A 19,178-nucleotide genomic window follows, 5' to 3' on the forward strand; every position below is an offset into this window, starting at 1 on the left:
CTGTGGGCGAACCCTACAGACCTGTATGCTTTCTTACAAAATCTTCAAATTCGTTTACCGGTAACGGCTTCGAGAAGTAGTAACCCTGAATATCATCACAGTGAAGATTCTTCAGAAACTCTACCTGATCCGAAGTTTCTACCCCCTCTGCGGTAATAGTCATACCGAAGCTCTGCAGCAGCTGCGTGATGTGCAACAGCAGCTTTTCACCGTTCCGGTCACCAATGTAATCGATCAGACTCTTATCCAGCTTGATTGTATCGAAATGCATGACATTCAGCGAAGACAGAGAAGAATATCCGCTTCCGAAATCATCCAGCAGTAGAGTAAATCCCGCTTCATGGAACTGCTCGATCAGGGAGGAGATATCACTGTTATTAATGGTAGCACTCTCGGTGATCTCCAGCGGAACATATTTCGGATCCAGCTGGAAAGAATTCAAAAGCTCCCGGTACTTATCTACCACATTGCTGTAGTATAGGCTGACTCTGGAAATATTTACAGAAATCGGATACAATTTTGCTCCAGCCTGCAGCCATCTCTGCTGTTGTGCGCACACCGTGCGGAACACATATTCGTCCAGTGTTGTGATATTACCGTTTTTCTCAAATAATGGAATGAACTTGCCGGGAGAGAGCATGGTGCCGTCGGGGCGCTTCCAACGGATCAGAGCCTCCGCTCCCAGAATGTTTCCGGTGACGGGGTCTACCTTCGGCTGATACCACAGCTGGAATTCTCCGTTCTTCAGGGCATCTTCGAAGACATCTTCCATCAGACGATCCTCGGAGAGCTGTTTGATATCCAGCTCATCATAAAAAGCATAATGCCTGGTACGTTTTCCTTTTATCGGATACATGGCCTGTACAGCCTTGCCGTAATTCTGTTCGATTTCCTTATGATCGGCGGTCTCATAGATGCCGCACAGTGGGAACAGTTTCGGAATATTAAGCTTTGTGGACAAATTGGAAATATCCTGACACAGGCACTCCAATCTGGGTTCTAAGGTACACCGGTCATTATCCCGCAGGAACAGGATGAACCGGTCTGCATTGATGTGGGCAGAAAATTCACCCAGATGTGTACCGGTTTGCAGGAGCTTCCATACTTCCAACAGTGTTTCGTCACCCTTGGCCACACCACAGGTATTATTGATCAGCTTGAAATCCTGAAGATCCAGGGCAACATAGAAGCCGCTGTCTCCGCCTCGGTGGGATAATTTCTCCTTGAAGCAGGCAAAATTATCACCATTTGTCAGAGGATCCACATAAGCCAGACGATATAACTGCCTGCGCCGTGTCCGGATACTGTGCACAAAAGCAAAAGTACCGACTCCGGCGATCACAATGATCAGCAGGATCAGCAGCCGCACCTGAAACAATATCGGAGCGGAACGACTGGAAAGTACCTGATCGGGAACAATAGTCAGGGCGAACCACTGTCTGTCGCTGCGGAGATTGTCCATTGCAGCCGCATAGTAATAATACTTCTGACTGCCTCCATAGAAATGACCACCGCTGGAAGAAGAACTCTGAAGCAGCGTATGCAGATCCTGCAAGGGCTGGTCGTTACGGGCATTCTGAGTCAGATAATCGGACATACGGTCGGCTTCCTGCAGGGAAGCCGGTGCATTGGAAGATGTGGCGATCAGGTCACCGTCCTGATTTACCAGACAACTGAATCCTTGATTATTAAAGGATTGCACGCCTAAAATTTCTTCAAAATGCTGGTTCCGATAGGTGGCAAATAAAACACCGATAATGGAATTACTCTGATCATATACGGGAATGCTGAATACATTGATGGGCTCCGGAGTACCCATTCGATCCTGAAGAGTATTGGTAATACCGGGAAGCCCCTGCATACCATCTTTGAAAAAATCTCTGCTGGACAGATCTTGTACATAGCCGTCAGTGGCCATTGCCTGACCATCCGGTGAGATGAAGCCAATCCGCTTAAACCCATAGGTGGAGACGAAAGATTCCAACTGTGCGGCAATGGAGCTGGCATTGGCTGTACCCGGGGAAACACTGATCGCATCGGCAAGGCTGTATAATAAGTTGAAGTTTTCACGGATCTCCTGCTGTACGATCAGGGCGTTCTGCGTGGCAACATCCCGGAGAGTGGACTGTACTTCTTCCTCTGTATCCTGTGTGATCTGGGCAGAACTCCACATGACGGTGGAAATTACCAGTACCAGAGCAATGCCCAGAATGATCAAGGTCTGCTTTGGCAATTTACTTTGTTTCATTTTATATCCTCTTATGTATGTTATAAAAATTACCCTATATAATATAATATTATACACCTTTACGATTGCATGGCAACAAAAACTGCATTGACAGTCCGGATTTCCTGTGCTACTGTAAGAATACACAAATGCAATGAGGAAGAGAGTATCTATTTTATAGAAGTTTTACAGAGAACATTCCGGCAGGCTGAGAGGAATGAAACGGACAGATGGAGAAGATGGCTTCTGAGCGGCGCACCGAACGGACACCGGGACAGAACAAACGGTGAAAGCAAGGCTGCGACAGGATCCGCCTGTTACAGCGGATAGGGTTACGGACCCGAAGAGGTCTGTACTGTGAGGTACAGACGAAGAGAAGTGGTAACACGAGATAACGCTCGTCTTCTTGAAGAACATAAGGTTCTTTGAGGAGACTTTTTTAATGCCAACAAGGTCACAAGACAGAAATTACGATGTGCTTGCACGAGAGTAATTTTCTGTCTTGATGACCTGCCCCGATATGAGCATAGAAGAGAGGCGTAAGCCTTTCGATATGCGAATGGCGGGTAGGATTGCGGGAGCGCAAAGCGCGGAGCAATCCGTGTGGCATTAGATAGTGTTATAGGAGTAGAAAAGGAGAACAGACACAATGGAAAGCAAAGGAAAATATTATCTTACCACAGCGATTGCCTATACATCTGCGAAGCCTCATATCGGCAACAACTACGAGATCGTACTGGCTGACAGCATCGCACGTTTCAAGAGAAAGGAGGGCTATGATGTCTTCTTCCAGACCGGTACTGACGAGCATGGACAGAAGATCGAACTGAAGGCTGAGGCAGCCGGCATCACACCCAAGGAGCATGTGGACAAGATCGCCGGTGTGATCCGCGGACTGTGCGACCTGTTAAATATTTCCTATGATAAGTTCATCCGTACCACGGATGAGGATCATGAGAAGCAGGTACAGAAGATCTTCAAGCGTCTCTATGATCAGGGAGATATTTACAAGGGGGCCTATGAGGGAATGTACTGTACCCCATGTGAATCTTTCTGGACGGAGTCCCAGCTGGTAGACGGCAAGTGTCCGGACTGCGGCGGTGTCGTAAAGCCTGCTAAGGAGGAGGCTTATTTCTTCCGCATGAGCAAATATGCAGACAAACTGATCAAGCACATTAATGAGCATCCCGAGTTCATTCAGCCCGTTTCCCGTAAGAACGAGATGATGAACAACTTCCTGCTCCCCGGACTGCAGGATCTGTGCGTATCCCGTACTTCCTTCACCTGGGGGATTCCGGTGACCTTCGATCCCAAGCATGTCATCTATGTATGGCTGGATGCGCTGACCAACTACATCACCGGTATCGGCTACGATGCAGACGGCAACAGCACCGAACAGTATAAGAAGCTGTGGCCCGCAGACCTGCACCTGATCGGCAAGGATATCATCCGGTTCCATACGATCTACTGGCCTATTTTACTGATGGCACTGGGCGAGCCCCTGCCGAAGCAGGTATTCGGACATCCCTGGCTTCTTATGGGCGGTGGCAAGATGAGCAAATCCAAGGGAAATGTGGTCTATGCGGATGATCTGGTAGATTATTTCGGCGTAGATGCAGTACGTTACTATGTACTGCATGAGATGCCTTTTGAAAATGACGGTAATCTGACCTGGGAACTGGTAGCAGAGCGTACCAATTCCGATCTGGCCAACACCCTGGGCAACCTGGTGAACCGTACCATTTCCATGAGCAACAAGTATTTTGGCGGTGTAGTAGAGAATAGGAATGTACAGCTGACCGAGAACGATACAGCAGTGGATGCCGATCTGAAACAGACTGTGACCGGCACTTATGCAAAAGTAGTAGCCAAAATGGAAGAACTGCGAGTAGCAGATGCCCTGACCGAGATCTTCGGCATCTTCAAACGCTGTAATAAATACATCGATGAGACCGAACCCTGGGTACTGGCCAAGGACGAAGCCAAGGCAGATCGTCTGGCTACCGTTCTGTACAATCTGGTGGAAGGTATTATCATTGGCGCATCCCTGTTAGAGCCTTATATGCCCGAAACCGCAGAGAAGATCGCAAAACAGCTGAATACCTCCCTGCGTGACTTTGATCAGTTAGAGCAGTTCGGCCTGTATGAGAGCGGCAACAGGGTGACAGATCAGCCTGAGATCCTCTTCGCCCGTCTGGATATGAAGGATGTAGCAAAAAAAGAGGCAGAGCTGGAAGAAGCCATGATCAAGGCAGCAGCGGAGCATGAAGCGGAAGAGGCAAATGCCGAGGCAGAAAAGGCAGAGCAGGAAGCCATCGATATTGAGCCCAAGACAGAGATCGAATATGACGACTTCGCAAAAATGCAGTTCCAGGTAGGTGAGATCATTTCCTGTGAGGCAGTGCCCAAGTCCAAGAAGCTGCTGTGCAGCCAGGTGAAGATCGGCAGCCAGGTACGTCAGATCGTCTCTGGCATCAAAGCACATTACAGCCCGGAGGAAATGGTGGGCAAGAAGGTTATGGTACTGGTGAACCTGAAGCCTGCGAAACTGGCAGGAGTAATGTCCGAGGGCATGATCCTGTGCGCAGAAGACGCGGAAGGCAATCTGGCTCTGGTCACCCCGGAGAAGAATATGCCTGCCGGAGCAGAGATCTGTTAAATAGTATATGACAACGCAACTTTACGAATGAGGCGGGATGAACTGTTACTATTTTACAAAAAAAGCAATATAGGGCTTAAAATTTTATAAGAAATGATATATAATGAATAGGATGCCAAAGCAGATGATTGTAAAATTGACATTTGTTTTGTGCGTCCTATGATTTTCCAGTAACCAAGGAGGTCCTATGATTAAGGAAGAATTTTACTTTGATTCCCGGGACGGCGAAAGCCGTATCCATGCAGTGAGATATACTCCCGATGACGGCAATGTAAAAGGCATTGTGCAGGTAGTGCACGGAATGGCAGAGTATGTGGAGCGTTATGAGAACCTGGCTGAATTTCTGACTGCCAGAGGAATCCTTGTTACCGGAGAAGACCATCTCGGACATGGAAAATCTGTGGCGGAAGGCGGCACTTACGGTTACTTCTGCGAACAGGATCCGGCAACGGTAGTGGTAAGGGATGTACATCGGCTGAAGAAGATCACAGAGGAAAGCTATCCGGAGGTGCCCTATGTTATTTTGGGACACAGTATGGGTTCCTTTATTACGAGGAATTATCTGTGTCGTTACGGTAAGGGAGTCGACGGGGCGGTAATTGTCGGAACGGGAATGCAGTCCGGGGGATTGATCCTTTGTTCCAAAGCCATGGCAGGCATACAGAAGCTGTTCTGTGGTTCAAAGCATATCAGCCGTTTTATTGACAAGGCTGCTTTCGGCGGCTATAACAAGCGGATCGATGCTCCGAGGACATCCAGTGACTGGCTGAGCCGGAATCCGGAGAATGTGGACCGCTATATAGCGGATGAGCTGTGTGGATTTACCTTTACTGTGAATGGGTTCCAGACGCTGTTTGAACTGATCCGCAGACTGCAGAAGCAGGAGAATCTGGAGAAGGTACCGCAGAACCTGCCAATCCTTATGGTATCCGGTGCCGAGGACCCGGTGGGAGATTACGGTAAGGGTGTCCGGAAGGCATGTGATTCTCTGAAGAAGGCTGGTGTGAAAAATATTACCGTCAAACTGTACGAGAATGACAGACATGAGCTTTTGAATGAGGAAGACGGTGAACAGGCCATGGAGGACATCTATCAATGGATCCGCAGGGAGATTCCGGGACTGGATTAAGACCGGAAAGCTTTCGGATCAGAGAGGCGGTGCATCATGTCGGATACGGCAGCGGGCACTTACGAGATCAGATGGGCGGCAGACAAAGACTGGATTCCTGCCATGCATATGATCTGGAAGACATTTTTGAAATTTGAGGCGGTGGATTATACAGAGGAGGGAATCCGTAACTTTTATGATTTTATTACGGATGAACACCTCTATAAGTCGTTCCTGCAGGGAAGATACCAGATGATGGTGGCGCTGGACGGTGAGAGAGTCATCGGAGCGGCTTCCGTGCGGAATTATAATCATTTATCACTTCTTTTTGTCGATGAGGAGTATCATCATCGGGGAATCGGACGGGATCTGATGAGAAGAATGTGTGAATATCTGAAAAAAGAGGAAGGGGAACGGTATATGTCGCTGAAAGCAGCTCCGTATGCCGTAGAGTTCTATCGAAAACTGGGGTTTCATGCGGTACATGAAGAGGAAGCATTTTCCGGAATACGTGTGACCCCCATGGAAAAATTTTTATAAAACAGAAAAGGATAAGATGTAAATGAAAATTTTTGACCTGGATAGCCCTTTAATGAATGTACTGAACAAAATGGCAGATCTGATGTGGCTCAATATTCTGACACTGATCTGCTGCATCCCTGTCATTACCGCTGGAGCTGCGCTGACTTCCATGCATTATGTGGCATTGAAGATCGTGCGTAACGAGGAGAGTTATATTACAAGAAGCTTTTTTAAATCCTTTAAGACCAATTTCCGCCAGGCAACCCTGATCTGGTTGCTGCTTATGCTGGTAGCGGCGATCCTTGGCGGTGATTACTACATTATTACCAAATCCGGAATGCAGTTCAGCCAGGTGTTGGTGGTACTGATCATGGCAGCAGGAGTGCTGGTGATCTGCACTTCTTTATATGTATTTCCGGTACTTGCCAAATTTGACAATACAATCATGGGAACCATTCGAAATGCATTTATCATGAGTATTTTACAGCTGCCCAAGACCGTTGTAATGTTCGTAATGGCATTTTTTCCGTTGATTATTTATCTGGTATCTTTAAGACTGATACCCATTATTTTCCTGTTTGGTTTTTCGCTGCCGGCTTATGCCTCTGCCATGCTGTACAATAAATTCTTCCAGAAGCTGGAAGATCAGTTGTTGTCAGAACAGGAGCCTGCACCGGAAATCTCGCCGGAAGAGGATGAGAGAGTATTCCATGATGAACTGGATGAAAGCCTGAAAACAGACGTGAAGTAACAAAAATGTCCTGCGGGGGCATCAGACGAGAGGTGTTCGGAGTATGCAAAAGAGAAAATTTTGGGAAATTGTTTTCCAGTGGGTCTTTCCCTGCGCATTGCTGGTTGTTGCACTGGTTCTGAGTATTTACGAATTTAATAATAAAATGAATTCAGCCATACAGACGGTGGTGGATGATCAGGCAGAGCAGATCGGCTATTACTATTCCGCGGGAGTAGATGACAAGCTGGGGGCACTGGGAGATATCACGAGTGCCATGGCAAACATTATGGCGAGCCGGCCGGACAGAAGTGATGCTTTTGTATATGAGAAGCTGGACACCATTGTAAAAGCCAGCAACGCCTATATGTCTGCTTATTGTGCTGTGAACGGAAAAGGAATGCTGAGTGACCGCCGGGAGTTCGATATGTCAGAGTTAAACTATTATGGCAGCATCAGCGGAACCTCCGCCCATTATATTTATGCCGGCACGGATGGGATCAACGGACAGACTGCCTTTATCTATGTGTGTCCGATTGCGATATCCGGAAATGTCACAGGATATCTGCTCAGTTATATGAACCCGGATAACATGAAGGAATTCTTCGACAATTCTGTATATGGTGACAAGGCATTTTTCTCTCTGGTCAACCGGAACGGAACCATTATGGCATGCTACGGTGCCACTGACGGAACGGCTATTTTGCAGAATGATTTCTGGAATTCCCTGAAAGATATTTCGGAAAGCCTGGGAAGCTGGACCCTGTTTGAAAGACAGCAGCAGAAGGGCAACAGCGGCATTTTACATGTTAAGGAAGACGGTGTAGGCAAGATCGTCTGTCATTTTCCAATCCGCGGTACCGAGTGGAACCTGGTGGTCGGTATTGATGAATCCTATCTGTCTGGAATCCAGCAGTCCTTCCGCGGCCCGATTGTGAATCTGATCGTCAAGATCAGTATTTCCATTGCAGTAGCGCTTATTATTATCACCGCAATCAATATTCTGGTACGCATCAAAGCCTCTGAACACAGTAAGGTGTTGGAGGATAAAGCAGATACCGACCTATTGACGGATCTGAACAATAAGATGGCCACAGAGCGTAAGATCCGGGAATACATGGAAAAGTACCCGGACAAGCAGGGCGTATTGTTCGTACTGGATGTTGATAACTTTAAGAAGATCAATGATACTATGGGACATGCCTTCGGAGATGAAGTGCTCCGCAGCCTGGCAGTACGTCTGCAATCCATGTTCCGGGCTACGGATATCGTGGGTCGTACCGGTGGCGATGAGTTCATGGTGTTTCTGAAGGATATCCGCGAGATCAGTATGATCGAACGGGAAGGCAAGAAGATCGAACAGTTCTTCCATCAGTTTGAAGTGGGAGAATATGTAAAATATTCCGTAACGGCCAGCGTGGGAGCAGCGGTCTTCCCCGGGGACGGCAAGTCTTTCGAGGAACTGTACAAAGCCGCAGATAATGCGCTGTATGTGTCAAAAAGACATGGCAAAAACCAGCTTAGCTTCTATAAAAAGCCGGGAAATGAGACAAAGTAGGGCGATTCTTGTGGAATATGTCCAAGAAATGCGGGCGGATTTGTTCAATCTGACAAGCATTTCGAAAAAAAACAAACTTTATAAGCAATTCTTACAATAGGATTCAAAATCTTTGTGAAATAGTGGTATGGCACATTTTCGTGATTTTCGTTATACTGAATTCAGATTCAAACGAGACATATCGTTTCACAATGAGAGAAAATAACATTGGTAAATATGAAAGGAGTATTTTCAAATGGCAAGTTTATCTTTAAAGAATGTCTGCAAAGTATATCCTAACGGTTTCGAAGCTGTTAAGGATTTCAACCTTGAGATCGCAGATCAGGAGTTCATCATTTTCGTAGGTCCTTCCGGATGTGGTAAGTCCACCACCCTTCGTATGATCGCAGGTCTGGAAGATATCTCTTCCGGTGAACTGAAGATCGGTGACAGAGTAGTTAACGATGTAGAGCCTAAGGATAGAGATATCGCAATGGTATTCCAGAACTACGCTCTGTATCCTCATATGTCCGTATACGACAACATGGCATTTGGTCTGAAGCTGAGAAAAGTTCCCAAGGATCAGATCGATAAGATGGTTAAGGAAGCAGCTAAGATCCTGGATTTGACTCCGCTGCTTGATCGTAAGCCCAAGGCTCTGTCCGGTGGTCAGAGACAGCGTGTTGCTATGGGACGTGCAATCGTTCGTAACCCTAAGGTATTCCTGATGGATGAGCCTCTGTCCAACCTGGATGCTAAGCTGCGTGTACAGATGCGTATCGAGATCGCTAAGCTGCATCAGAGACTGGGCACCACCATCATCTACGTTACACATGACCAGACTGAGGCTATGACCCTTGGTACCAGAATCGTTGTTATGAAGGACGGCGTTATCCAGCAGGTAGATACTCCTCAGAACCTGTATGAGAAGCCCTGCAACCTGTTCGTAGCAGGATTCATGGGATCTCCGCAGATGAACTTCCTGGATGCTACTGTTAAGGTAGAAGGCGACATCGCTAACCTGGTAATCGCAGGCCACAGCATTCCCCTTCCTCCCGCTAAGTCCAAGAAGCTGATCGATGGCGGTTACGATGGAAAGGTTGTTACCTTCGGTATCCGTCCTGAGGATGTATATGATTCCGAGATGTACATCGAGACCTCTCCTCAGAGCGTATTTACCTCTACCATCAAGGTTTATGAGTTACTTGGTGCAGAAGTATATCTGTACTTCGATCTTGACGAGTTCCCTATGACCGCAAGAGTAGATTCTCGTACCACTGCAAGACCTGGCGATACCGTTAAGTTCGCTCTGGATGTTGAGAAGATCCACGTATTCGACAAAGAGACCGAGCAGGTTATTACCAACTAGTCTTAAGTTTCATAAGAGATTTCAAGGTCCTGTCTGTGAATGCAGACAGGGCTTTTTTTATGCATTTTGCTTGCACGAGGTGAGTAAATCAGATATACTAAGTATATATAGTTCTGACATAGATGAAAAGCGAGACTGTTTGCAGGTGGAGCTTTTCGCCTATGAACAGAACGAATGGATATGAGCAGGGAGGACAATAGTCCGGAATGCGAAGAGACGTTGCGAAATCGAGAACGCGAAGAGCGAAGAATTCGATATAGATTATGCTACAGAAAGGCGTGGACAATATGATTACAGGCCAGATTATACAGACAAGCATTGATGAATTAAAAGCAATCACTAAGGTAGACCTCGGAGTCTATGATCTGAACGGATCCGAAGTGGCATCTACCATGGAAAAGGATGACATAACCACAGATCTGATCACAGGCTTTGCGGCTTCTCCGGCGGATAGCCAGGTGATCGGAGTACATCACCTTCTGAAGATCCGTGACGAAGGGGATCTTTTATATGTACTGGTGGCACGGGGAATGACGGATGACGTATATATGGTGGGTAAGATTGCTGTCAGCCAGATTCAGAATCTCGTCATTGCCTATAAAGAGCGTTTTGACCGGAACAACTTCTTCCAGAATCTGTTACTGGATAATTTGTTGTTGGTAGATATCTACAACAGAGCGAAGAAGCTTCATGTGGAAGTAACTTGTCCCAGAGCGATATATCTGATCGAGACGAAGGATGAGAAGGACGGTATTGTATCGGAAGTGCTTAAGAGCATGTTCTCACCCCAGTCGGGAGATTATGTGACTGCTGTAGACGAATCCAGCCTGATCCTGATCAAGTCTGTGGAGAATACTACAACGCCGCAGGCATTGCACGAACTGGCAGAGACTATCGTAGCAATGATGAATGCGGAAGCTCTGCTGGATGTCAAGGTGGCTTACGGTACTGTGGTACAGGAACTGAAGGATGTCTCCAAGTCCTACAAAGAAGCTAAGATGGCACTGGATGTAGGCAAGATCTTCTATGCAGAGAAGAAAGTAATTGCGTACAGCACACTGGGAATCGGACGACTGATCTATCAGCTTCCGGTGAATCTGTGCAAAATCTTCATCGAAGAGATATTCGGAGACAATGTACCTTACGATCTGGACGAAGAGACATTGAATACATTGAACAAGTTCTTTGAGAACAATCTGAACGTGTCGGAGACTTCCAGACAACTGTTTGTACATCGTAACACTCTGGTGTATCGTATTGAGAAGATCCAGAAGAGCACCGGGCTGGACCTGCGCAGCTTCGATGATGCATTGACTTTCAAGATCGCATTGATGGTCGTTAATTATATGAAATATCTGGATAACCAGGAATATTAAGGACAACCCCCTGCATAAAGTTAGATAGAAACTTTATGCGGGGGGATTTTTATGTCATATCGGAAACAGATCAGTTATTTGGAATTACAGGAAAATGGACAACGGATCCGGGGAGCCGGGTATGCAAAGCTGGAAAGCTGGGAAAAGGAAGAGATTCTGATGGTGCAGCTGAGAGGACAGGGGATCGTGTCTGGCAAGGAGATGATGCTGTATCTGCAGCGGGAAAGCGGAGAAGAACTGTTATGTGAAATGACGGCAGAACGGGGGACCGTTTCCTGTGAAAAAAGAATTTCCAGAAAAGCGGATTGGGAGCCGACACTGGGGATACGCATTCCCCTGGAACGTAATTTTGAGATCATAGGGCGGTTTGCAGGAGCGGCTGGTGCGAAGAAAGTACCTGCGCCTGTGACTGCGATTGCACCGGTTACGGTGGGGGAAATCGAAGGACAGGGGCAAGGTGGAAACCAGCCGGAGCAGGCAAAGCGGCCGATACAGACAGAACAGCAGGAAACTCAAAATAGGGAGATGCAGCGGGAGCGGGTGCAGGAGCAAGGCAGGCAAGCCCGTGAACAGACCGAAAAAGTGGCAGAAACCGTAGTCGCAAACGAAAAAATGGTCAGTGGATCGGAAGCCCGGAGCTCGAAAAAAACTGCCACGGAACACACTCTCCACATGAAAGACACCAAATGGGAGCAATTAAGCAGTATCTACCCCCACATCCATCCCTTCCGGGATGCCAGGGAATTTCTTTCCGTGGGTCCGGAGGATTTCGTTGTGTTGCGGGAGCGTTGCTATCAGATGACCCACAACAGTTTTTTGTTGCATGGCTATTATAATTACAGACATTTATTATTAATGCGTCAGGAAGTCTCAGGGGAAGTGAAATATTACATAGGAGTCCCGGGTAATTTTTATGAAAGAGAAAAACAGGTAGCCAGAATGTTTGGCTTTGAAAGTTTTGAAGGAGCCAGAGAACCGGCATGGGAAGGGGATTTCGGATATTATCTGATCGCAGTGGAACTGTGAGAGAATCACAGTCCCCGCTCGTCAAATTCCGGAATAAAGCTTTCACAGGCGGAACTTCCCTCTTGCCGGAAGCCCTGTTCAATGCCGATTCGCTCCGCAAAGCGCAGGACCCGGTCATATTCCTCCGGTGTCACTGTGCGATTGAGTGCTTCAATATCTGCCACCTGCGGAAGAGGTGTATATTGATTCATAATGCTAATATAGATATGATCCCCGTAGGTCTCATGGAGATACCGCAGGATCTTCTTGGAGTTTTTCGCTTGTCCCGGCAGGAGCAGATGGCGTACGATCATCCCCCGCTGCATCAGCCCGGTGTCGGGATCCATGACCGGATCTAAGACCTGCCGGTACATTTCCGCAATGGCAGCGCAGGCAATCTCAAAATAGTCCGGGGCATGCGAATACGCAGCGGAAAGCTCCGGAGAAAAATATTTCAGATCCGGCAGATAGATATCCACCAGACCATCCAGATGGCGTAAAGCCTCCGGAGATTCGTAACTGCCGGTATTGTATACAATGGGGATGGACAGTCCCTGATTTTTGGCCTGCTGTAAGGCAATGACGATCTGGGGAAGAAAATGTGTGGGGGTAACAAGATTGATATTGTTAGCTCCCTGTTCCTGTAATTGTAGAAAGATTTTCACCAGATGTTCGGGAGTGATGACTCGTCCGGCTTTCCCCAGAGCGATGTTATGGTTCTGGCAGAAGACACAGCGCAGGTTGCATCCGGAGAAAAAGACGGTACCGGAACCGGAAGTACCGGAGATACAGGGCTCCTCCCAATAATGCAGAGAGGCTCTGGCAGCCATAATATCTGCCGTCTGGCCACAATATCCCACGCTACCATTCAGGCGATCGGCATGACAGGCCCTGGGACACAGGATGCAGTCGGACATGATTTTCCGGAACCATGTGGCATCTTGGGGAGCCAGATCGCCGGAAACGGATGCTATGCTGTTGGAAACCGAAAAAGGGGATGACATATCGCCTGACACAATCTATAACCTCTTAACTGACTTATCCATGAATTCACAGAACACTTTAAATATCAAAACCGCACATGCCGGACCAGGATAACAGCTCCACCCAGTTTCCTCACGGCACATGGAAGGTTCTACTTAGTGCTGCTTTGTTCCCAACCTGACACGGTTCGTAGATTCCCATTGCGTAAGACCGAGTTTCATCACTATTCCCATGATACCGGACATGTACGGCCTTTTTAGTGTATCCTGTTCCCCGGTTTTTGTCAAGCCTCTTTGCCTTGAAGGAAACAGGGAAGAGTGTTATAATCAAAATAATATGTAATTTTGTCGAAAGATAGTTGCCTACGGAGAAGGATCCATGAGAAACGAGCGAAAAAGTATATCCCTGCTGGGATGGATAATAGGTGCACTTTTACTGATATATCTGGGAGTATTTTGCTACCTGAACCTGTGTAAATATGCACAACATGTGGATTCGGATATTGCAGCAGAGGCTTTGCTGGCCCGGGAGATCTGGGTGGAGAAGGATATTACACCCAACGACTGGATCTCCAGCACGGAGAGACGGATCATTGGAATGCCTACGGTTGCAGCCGTATTTTACGGTATCACCGGCAGCATGCAGACGGCGGCGGGGATTACCTGCGTTCTATTGGGTGCGATTTTGTTGGGGACATTTTATTTTTTTCTGAGAAAATTATCTTTGAGCAGACCGGCATCAATTACGGCATTGCTGGTATTGTGTGCGCTGCCAATCAACGGTTTTCGCAATGAGGGGCAGATGGTTCCTTTTGTAGCGCTGCTTTTATTCCTATTTGCAGAGTATTATGTGTTTCATGGCATTTTTCTGTTTTTCAATATCCTGTTTTACCTGAAATTAAAAGAAAACCGGCAGATGACCCGGAAGACCTTTCTGGAGTGGCTGGTATTGTTTGTTGCCGCAGTTTTGCTGAACTGTGGAGGACAGAGATGTCTGCAGGTCATCATCCTGCCACTGCTTGTAGTGGAAGTGATCGCTTTATTCATGGAATCCGGACATCTCCGGCAGAAGCTGCCCGGTGGACGTTATCTTGCCACAGCCTATGTAGGAAGTCTTGTACTTGCTTTTCTGGTATCCTGTCTGTACGGCGGCAGAGGAGATTATGCAGTCTATCTGCTGCAGCCGGGAGAGGCAGTAGAGAAACTGCTTCTTGGTGTTCCGGCAGCCCTGTTGGAGAACTTCGGACTGGTGGGAAATGCAAAGGTAGGGAGCTTTGCTTCTCTGATGCAGCTTCTTGTCTGGGTGTTCCTGATCCTGTTGGGGTATGGACTCTGGTATGTGTTCCGGAAAAATACAGAGAGCACAGACAGACAAAAAGATGCACTGACAATTCTCCTTGCTTCTGTGGGAGTCACAGCATTTATCATCGGGATCACCAGCGCGGAGGCGGCCCATTATTACTTTTTCATGGCATGGTTCGCAGCAGCTGTTCTGGTAGCGGTGATGGTGGATCATATGTCGGAAGGACAGCCGGTGTTCGCTGGTCTGATCTTAACGGCCGTAGCGCTGTTCGCGGTGCTGAATCTGAAATACACCTACTGTGAAGCGGCCACCACACAGGATAACCTGAAGGAATATCAGGAAGTGGCGGATTATCTGACAGAAGCGGGAATCGACTACGGATATGCAGAATTCTGGGATGCCGAACGGATCTGTCTGATCACGGACGGCCGGGTGACGATGGGACATTCCTATACCATGGCCAGTCTTTCCGGATACTGGTGGCTCACCAGTACGAAATGGTATCCCCCGACGCTGCCCACGGAAATGCGGACCGCTTACGTCGTACGGACAGAAATGCGTGAAGCCTTTGAACAGCAATTTCCGGAAGGGGAAGCACCGATACTGGAATATGAGAATGAAAAGCTGGCAGTATATGTCGGTGACAGAAATTATGTGGAACTATAAGATAAAAATGAGGGAACATTAATGGAAAAAATATACCGTATTCTGTTGGGAATATTTCTTGTCTGTCTGATTCCCATTCTTTTGGTCCTGAGTTACTGGTCCTGTCGGTATTCTTATTACGGAACGGTGGATTACAGCATCAGAAATCTCCTGATAAAAGACAGTACCTGGAAACATTTTGTTATTTTCCTGCTGACATCTGTCCTTGTCTATGAGGGAGATAAATGGCTGAATGCTCAAAATCAGGAAAAACAGGAAAAAATCTGCATCTATACATTGTTGGCAACCAGTGTTACTGCGTTTCTGCTGGGAAGTATCTACGTTCTCAACAATCCCTATTATCCGGTAGGAGATCAGATCAGCGCCACGGCATTTGCAGCATATTGCCGGGATGGCAACTTCATTATGTTGTGCTCCGGAGGTTATGTGGGGATGTACCAACAACAAAAAGGGCTGGGAATATTGTATGAGATATTGTTTGCCCTGTTTGGAAATTTCAATTATACTCCGGCAAAAATCCTGCATGTAATATGGTGGGTACTGGCGATTCTGGCAGGATACGGTTTCCTGAAACTGAATACAGACAGAGCCATATTTAGAATCGTATATTGTATTATGATGTTGGGCTGTATTCCTTTTTTGCTGTATTTACCGTATATTTACGGGGACGTGCTCAGTATCAGTTTTGGAATGGTAATGTTCTGGGCGGTGTCTGCTTATGAACATTATGAGAAGAAGAGGTATATTGCGTTGGCGGCATGTGTGGCAGGGATTGCTGTGCTTGCCCGGAAAAATACATGGATCATACTCATTGGAGTGGGAATTTATGCAGTTCTGGTCTGCCTGAAGAAAAAGAAGGGACAATATCTGCTGGCAGGGTTTGCAATTCTTCTGACGGCAGCACTGACGGTGAAAGCGGTAGATGTAATGTATGAATACCGTTCCGGATATCCCAGTGACATTGGCATTCCGAGCATTCTCTGGATTGCGATGGGATTACAGGAGACGGATGGCATGGCGGGAGTGTACAATCGCTATCAGCAAACCACGTTTGCAGAACATGATTTTCAACAGGAGCCTGCCGCACAGGAAGGAAAGGAATATATTCGCGAACGATTGCGGGAGTTCCGGGAGAATCCGGCTATGGCCAGAGATTTCTTTAAGAGAAAACTGGAAGATCAATGGATCGAACCGCTGTTTTCCAGCCTCAAGGCAACAGAGTCGTTTGATACGGATGGAGAACCGCTGTCCTCCGGGATTACCAGTCTGTACTATGGGAACATACATGAAACCGTATGGAAGCTGGCCAATTATTACCAGAGTATCGTATACTTGGCAGGACTTGTACTTGGAATTGCTTTGTGCGGAAGATGGTGGCAAAAAAAAGAAATTCCGACAGCATTGTGGCTGCCGTTGATTGGCATAGTAGGTGGCTTCCTGTTCAGTATTATCTGGGAAGCGCAGAGCAGATATGTATTTCCGTACTATGTATTTTTGATCCTCTTTGTGCCGATGGGACTTTATGAAACGGGAAGAGCGATTTCCCGATTGCCGAAGCATAGAAGAAAAACAACCGAGCAGAACCAGACACAGGAAGAAAGCTTACGAGAGATCGCCTGATGCCTTTCTGGCAGCTTTCTCCTGTTTGTTCCGGATGCGGAGCTCTTCAAAAAAAGTCTTCAGCATCTGGCTGCATTCCGTTTCCAGAATGCCCCGGGTAACCTTCACCTGATGGTTAAACTGGGGCATTTCCAGTATATTTAGGATCGAACCTGCACATCCCGCCTTGGGATTCATGCAGCCCATCACTACTTCAGGGATACGGGCCTGCACAATGGCACCGGCGCACATCTGGCAGGGTTCCAGGGTCACATAGAGCGTGCATTCTTCCAGACGCCAGTCGCCGATCACTTTGCTGGCTTTGTTGATCGCTGTGATCTCTGCGTGCGCCAATGTATTCTTGTCTGTATTTCTCCGGTTGTAACCACGACCGATGATCTTACCTTCATGTACAATGACACAGCCGATGGGGACTTCCCCCAGGGCATAGGCTTTTTTCGCCTGCTTCAGAGCTTCCTTCATATATTTTTCTTCCACACTTTTGATTACTGCCATGGTATCTGTAGCCTTTCTGGCGCTTGCGCTGTCCGATTTATTCTGCCTTGGAAAACCTTTTCCAAAAAATCACACTATATTTCGTAAATGCTGTACATTGACGAAACTACCGTTAACTTATAGTATAGAGAATATATGAGTAAACGTCAAATGGAACGAGACCGCATTTTGCTGCGGTAACGGAGAGCAACGGGCGCAGGAACTGCGACCGGAACGGGGGATTTATGGTATCGATCAAAGAAGTTGCAAAACATGCCGGAGTGGCTATTTCCACAGTATCCAAGGTCTTAAATGGCTATCCTAATGTCAGTGAAGAGACGAAGAAAAAAGTACAGGACGCCATCAAGGAGTTGAATTATATTCCGAATTCCATTGCTGCGGCGCTTTCCTCCAAGCAGTTTGGAAGAATCGCGCTGGTGCTGGATCCCAATAGACAGACCCAGGCCATTGACCAGATCTTCATGCAGTATCTGGTAGGGGCACTGGATAAGGCCAAGGAACTGAACGTGGAAGTTGTGACGATCTTTCCGTCCATGATCGCGGGGATGACGGCGGAAGAGATCACAAGATCTTTTCTGTCCCAGAGTATTTCCGGCGTGGTGATCTATGGCATGTCTAAGGAGGACAAGGTACTGCAGAAGCTGATCCGGGAGAAACAGTTTGCCTGTGTGGTAGTGGATGCGCCGATTGTCAATTCCAGGACTACATCCATCAGCATTGATCAGGAACAGGCCCAGTATGATGTGGCGAAGAAGACCGTGTTGGATGACAACTGTAAACGAGTGCTCTACATTGCGGGCAGAAGAGACGGTTATGTCACGGATCAGAGATTGAAGGGGATGAAGCGTCTGGTGAAGGATCTGGATCTGACCATGATGGTCAGACAGGGAGACTTCAGTGAGCTGACGGCAAGAAACGTGGCATTGAAATATGCGAAGAATAAGGATGTGGTGGTCTGCGCTTCCGATCTGATGGCCATAGGTGCCATGAATGCATTGATCGATATGGATATTTTCCGTCCGGTGTGCGGCTTCGATGGTATCACCCTGATGGGATATGTCGGCAAGCAGATGAATACCATAAGGCAGGACTTCTACAGCATCTCCAGCAGAGCCGTGGAAGAGGTACACCAGCTGATGAACGGCGGGGAAGGGCATCAGGTAATCATGCCCCACAGTATCGTGAAAATGTACTATAAGGACATTATCTGTTAAGCTATTTTGCACAAAAAATCAGGAAAATTAAAGAAAAGGTTGCGGAAAACGTTTTCCTATGCTATCCTGTGTATTGTAAGAGAACAACATACACAAAATCTCAGTATTGCGAGGGTATGAAAAGTCGGAAAGTGCAGGAAATACCCAAGGCGCAGCAGCAGAAAAGGTATGGAGGCCAAAAAGGATAGGAAATACCCAAGGCGCAGCGGGAAAAAGGGTATAGAGGCCGAAAAGTGCAGGAAATACCCGGGGCGCAGCGGGAAAAAGGGTATGGAGGCCGAAAAGGATAGGAAATACCCAAGGCGCAGCTGAGACAAGGGGATGGGATACCAAAAATAAGTATAGTACCCAGACAAAGAAAAAG

The 19,178-nt window shown here is 47.3% G+C and carries 15 protein-coding genes, 1 other RNA gene and 1 other annotated feature; of the genes, 12 read left to right on the forward strand and 4 right to left on the reverse strand.

Going from position 1 to position 19,178, the window contains the following annotated elements:
- Positions 1 to 13: 13 nt before the first annotated feature.
- Complete coding sequence (locus tag ACLTOH_RS05435; protein ID WP_412223567.1) at positions 14 to 2,248, reverse strand: EAL domain-containing protein; 2,235 nt, start codon at positions 2,246 to 2,248, stop codon at positions 14 to 16.
- 124 nt (positions 2,249 to 2,372) lie between these two features.
- Positions 2,373 to 2,636 (forward strand) — a binding site (T-box leader).
- Positions 2,637 to 2,876: 240 nt separating this feature from the next.
- On the opposite strand from ACLTOH_RS05435, the gene metG reads away from it, so the two are divergent.
- From metG to ACLTOH_RS05475, 8 genes are all read left to right on the forward strand, one after another.
- Positions 2,877 to 4,886: a methionine--tRNA ligase gene (gene metG / locus ACLTOH_RS05440; RefSeq protein ID WP_412223569.1), complete on the forward strand. Its 2,010-nt coding sequence runs from the start codon at positions 2,877 to 2,879 to the stop codon at positions 4,884 to 4,886.
- Between the two features lie 187 nt (positions 4,887 to 5,073).
- Positions 5,074 to 6,015: an alpha/beta fold hydrolase gene (locus ACLTOH_RS05445; RefSeq protein ID WP_227061897.1), complete on the forward strand. Its 942-nt coding sequence runs from the start codon at positions 5,074 to 5,076 to the stop codon at positions 6,013 to 6,015.
- A gap of 36 nt (positions 6,016 to 6,051) precedes the next feature.
- Entirely contained in the window at positions 6,052 to 6,534 is a 483-nt protein-coding gene (locus ACLTOH_RS05450; RefSeq protein ID WP_262594629.1) for a GNAT family N-acetyltransferase, read from the forward strand.
- A gap of 22 nt (positions 6,535 to 6,556) precedes the next feature.
- A complete protein-coding gene (locus ACLTOH_RS05455; protein ID WP_117466013.1) occupies positions 6,557 to 7,267 on the forward strand; it encodes a YesL family protein in 711 nt (236 codons plus the stop codon).
- Positions 7,268 to 7,310: 43 nt separating this feature from the next.
- Positions 7,311 to 8,804: a sensor domain-containing diguanylate cyclase gene (locus tag ACLTOH_RS05460; RefSeq protein WP_262594628.1), complete on the forward strand. Its 1,494-nt coding sequence runs from the start codon at positions 7,311 to 7,313 to the stop codon at positions 8,802 to 8,804.
- A 235-nt stretch (positions 8,805 to 9,039) separates the two neighbouring features.
- Positions 9,040 to 10,152 carry an ABC transporter ATP-binding protein gene (locus tag ACLTOH_RS05465; RefSeq protein WP_022153948.1) on the forward strand — a complete coding sequence of 371 codons (1,113 nt, stop codon included), beginning with the start codon at positions 9,040 to 9,042 and terminating at the stop codon, positions 10,150 to 10,152.
- A gap of 287 nt (positions 10,153 to 10,439) precedes the next feature.
- A complete protein-coding gene (locus ACLTOH_RS05470) occupies positions 10,440 to 11,528 on the forward strand; it encodes a PucR family transcriptional regulator (RefSeq protein WP_412223571.1) in 1,089 nt (362 codons plus the stop codon).
- Positions 11,529 to 11,579: 51 nt separating this feature from the next.
- A complete protein-coding gene (locus tag ACLTOH_RS05475) occupies positions 11,580 to 12,554 on the forward strand; it encodes a DUF6128 domain-containing protein (RefSeq protein ID WP_412223572.1) in 975 nt (324 codons plus the stop codon).
- 5 nt (positions 12,555 to 12,559) lie between these two features.
- Here ACLTOH_RS05475 and ACLTOH_RS05480 read toward each other — a convergent pair whose 3' ends face one another.
- Positions 12,560 to 13,450, reverse strand: a complete 891-nt coding sequence (locus tag ACLTOH_RS05480; RefSeq protein WP_412223594.1) for a radical SAM protein — start codon at positions 13,448 to 13,450, stop codon at positions 12,560 to 12,562.
- Positions 13,451 to 13,604: 154 nt separating this feature from the next.
- Positions 13,605 to 13,773, reverse strand: an RNA gene (gene ffs / locus ACLTOH_RS05485) — signal recognition particle sRNA large type.
- A 122-nt stretch (positions 13,774 to 13,895) separates the two neighbouring features.
- Between ffs and ACLTOH_RS05490 the strand changes: the two genes are divergently transcribed.
- Entirely contained in the window at positions 13,896 to 15,485 is a 1,590-nt protein-coding gene (locus tag ACLTOH_RS05490) for a hypothetical protein (RefSeq protein ID WP_412223573.1), read from the forward strand.
- 21 nt (positions 15,486 to 15,506) lie between these two features.
- Positions 15,507 to 17,105: a hypothetical protein gene (locus ACLTOH_RS05495; protein WP_118538626.1), complete on the forward strand. Its 1,599-nt coding sequence runs from the start codon at positions 15,507 to 15,509 to the stop codon at positions 17,103 to 17,105.
- On the opposite strand, the gene tadA is transcribed toward ACLTOH_RS05495, so the two are convergent.
- Positions 17,088 to 17,600, reverse strand: coding sequence for a tRNA adenosine(34) deaminase TadA (gene tadA, locus ACLTOH_RS05500; protein ID WP_022312641.1), 513 nt, complete (start codon positions 17,598 to 17,600; stop codon positions 17,088 to 17,090). The genes ACLTOH_RS05495 and tadA overlap by 18 nt on opposite strands.
- A gap of 224 nt (positions 17,601 to 17,824) precedes the next feature.
- Between tadA and ACLTOH_RS05505 the strand changes: the two genes are divergently transcribed.
- Positions 17,825 to 18,814, forward strand: coding sequence for a LacI family DNA-binding transcriptional regulator (locus tag ACLTOH_RS05505; protein WP_022312642.1), 990 nt, complete (start codon positions 17,825 to 17,827; stop codon positions 18,812 to 18,814).
- Between the two features lie 168 nt (positions 18,815 to 18,982).
- Positions 18,983 to 19,126, forward strand: a complete 144-nt coding sequence (locus ACLTOH_RS05510) for a hypothetical protein (protein WP_172594678.1) — start codon at positions 18,983 to 18,985, stop codon at positions 19,124 to 19,126.
- Positions 19,127 to 19,178 lie beyond the last annotated feature (52 nt).

The organism is Waltera sp. (assembly GCF_046969025.1).
Lineage (GTDB): Bacteria > Bacillota > Clostridia > Lachnospirales > Lachnospiraceae > Acetatifactor > Acetatifactor acetigignens.

Coding starts and splice junctions, on each gene's coding strand:
- ACLTOH_RS05435 (WP_412223567.1), bottom strand. CDS start 2,248: ATGAAACAAAGTAAATTGCCAAAGCAGACCTTGATCATTCTGGGCATT.
- metG (WP_412223569.1), top strand. CDS start 2,877: ATGGAAAGCAAAGGAAAATATTATCTTACCACAGCGATTGCCTATACA.
- ACLTOH_RS05445 (WP_227061897.1), top strand. CDS start 5,074: ATGATTAAGGAAGAATTTTACTTTGATTCCCGGGACGGCGAAAGCCGT.
- ACLTOH_RS05450 (WP_262594629.1), top strand. CDS start 6,052: ATGTCGGATACGGCAGCGGGCACTTACGAGATCAGATGGGCGGCAGAC.
- ACLTOH_RS05455 (WP_117466013.1), top strand. CDS start 6,557: ATGAAAATTTTTGACCTGGATAGCCCTTTAATGAATGTACTGAACAAA.
- ACLTOH_RS05460 (WP_262594628.1), top strand. CDS start 7,311: ATGCAAAAGAGAAAATTTTGGGAAATTGTTTTCCAGTGGGTCTTTCCC.
- ACLTOH_RS05465 (WP_022153948.1), top strand. CDS start 9,040: ATGGCAAGTTTATCTTTAAAGAATGTCTGCAAAGTATATCCTAACGGT.
- ACLTOH_RS05470 (WP_412223571.1), top strand. CDS start 10,440: ATGATTACAGGCCAGATTATACAGACAAGCATTGATGAATTAAAAGCA.
- ACLTOH_RS05475 (WP_412223572.1), top strand. CDS start 11,580: ATGTCATATCGGAAACAGATCAGTTATTTGGAATTACAGGAAAATGGA.
- ACLTOH_RS05480 (WP_412223594.1), bottom strand. CDS start 13,450: ATGTCCGACTGCATCCTGTGTCCCAGGGCCTGTCATGCCGATCGCCTG.
- ACLTOH_RS05490 (WP_412223573.1), top strand. CDS start 13,896: ATGAGAAACGAGCGAAAAAGTATATCCCTGCTGGGATGGATAATAGGT.
- ACLTOH_RS05495 (WP_118538626.1), top strand. CDS start 15,507: ATGGAAAAAATATACCGTATTCTGTTGGGAATATTTCTTGTCTGTCTG.
- tadA (WP_022312641.1), bottom strand. CDS start 17,600: ATGGCAGTAATCAAAAGTGTGGAAGAAAAATATATGAAGGAAGCTCTG.
- ACLTOH_RS05505 (WP_022312642.1), top strand. CDS start 17,825: ATGGTATCGATCAAAGAAGTTGCAAAACATGCCGGAGTGGCTATTTCC.
- ACLTOH_RS05510 (WP_172594678.1), top strand. CDS start 18,983: ATGGAGGCCAAAAAGGATAGGAAATACCCAAGGCGCAGCGGGAAAAAG.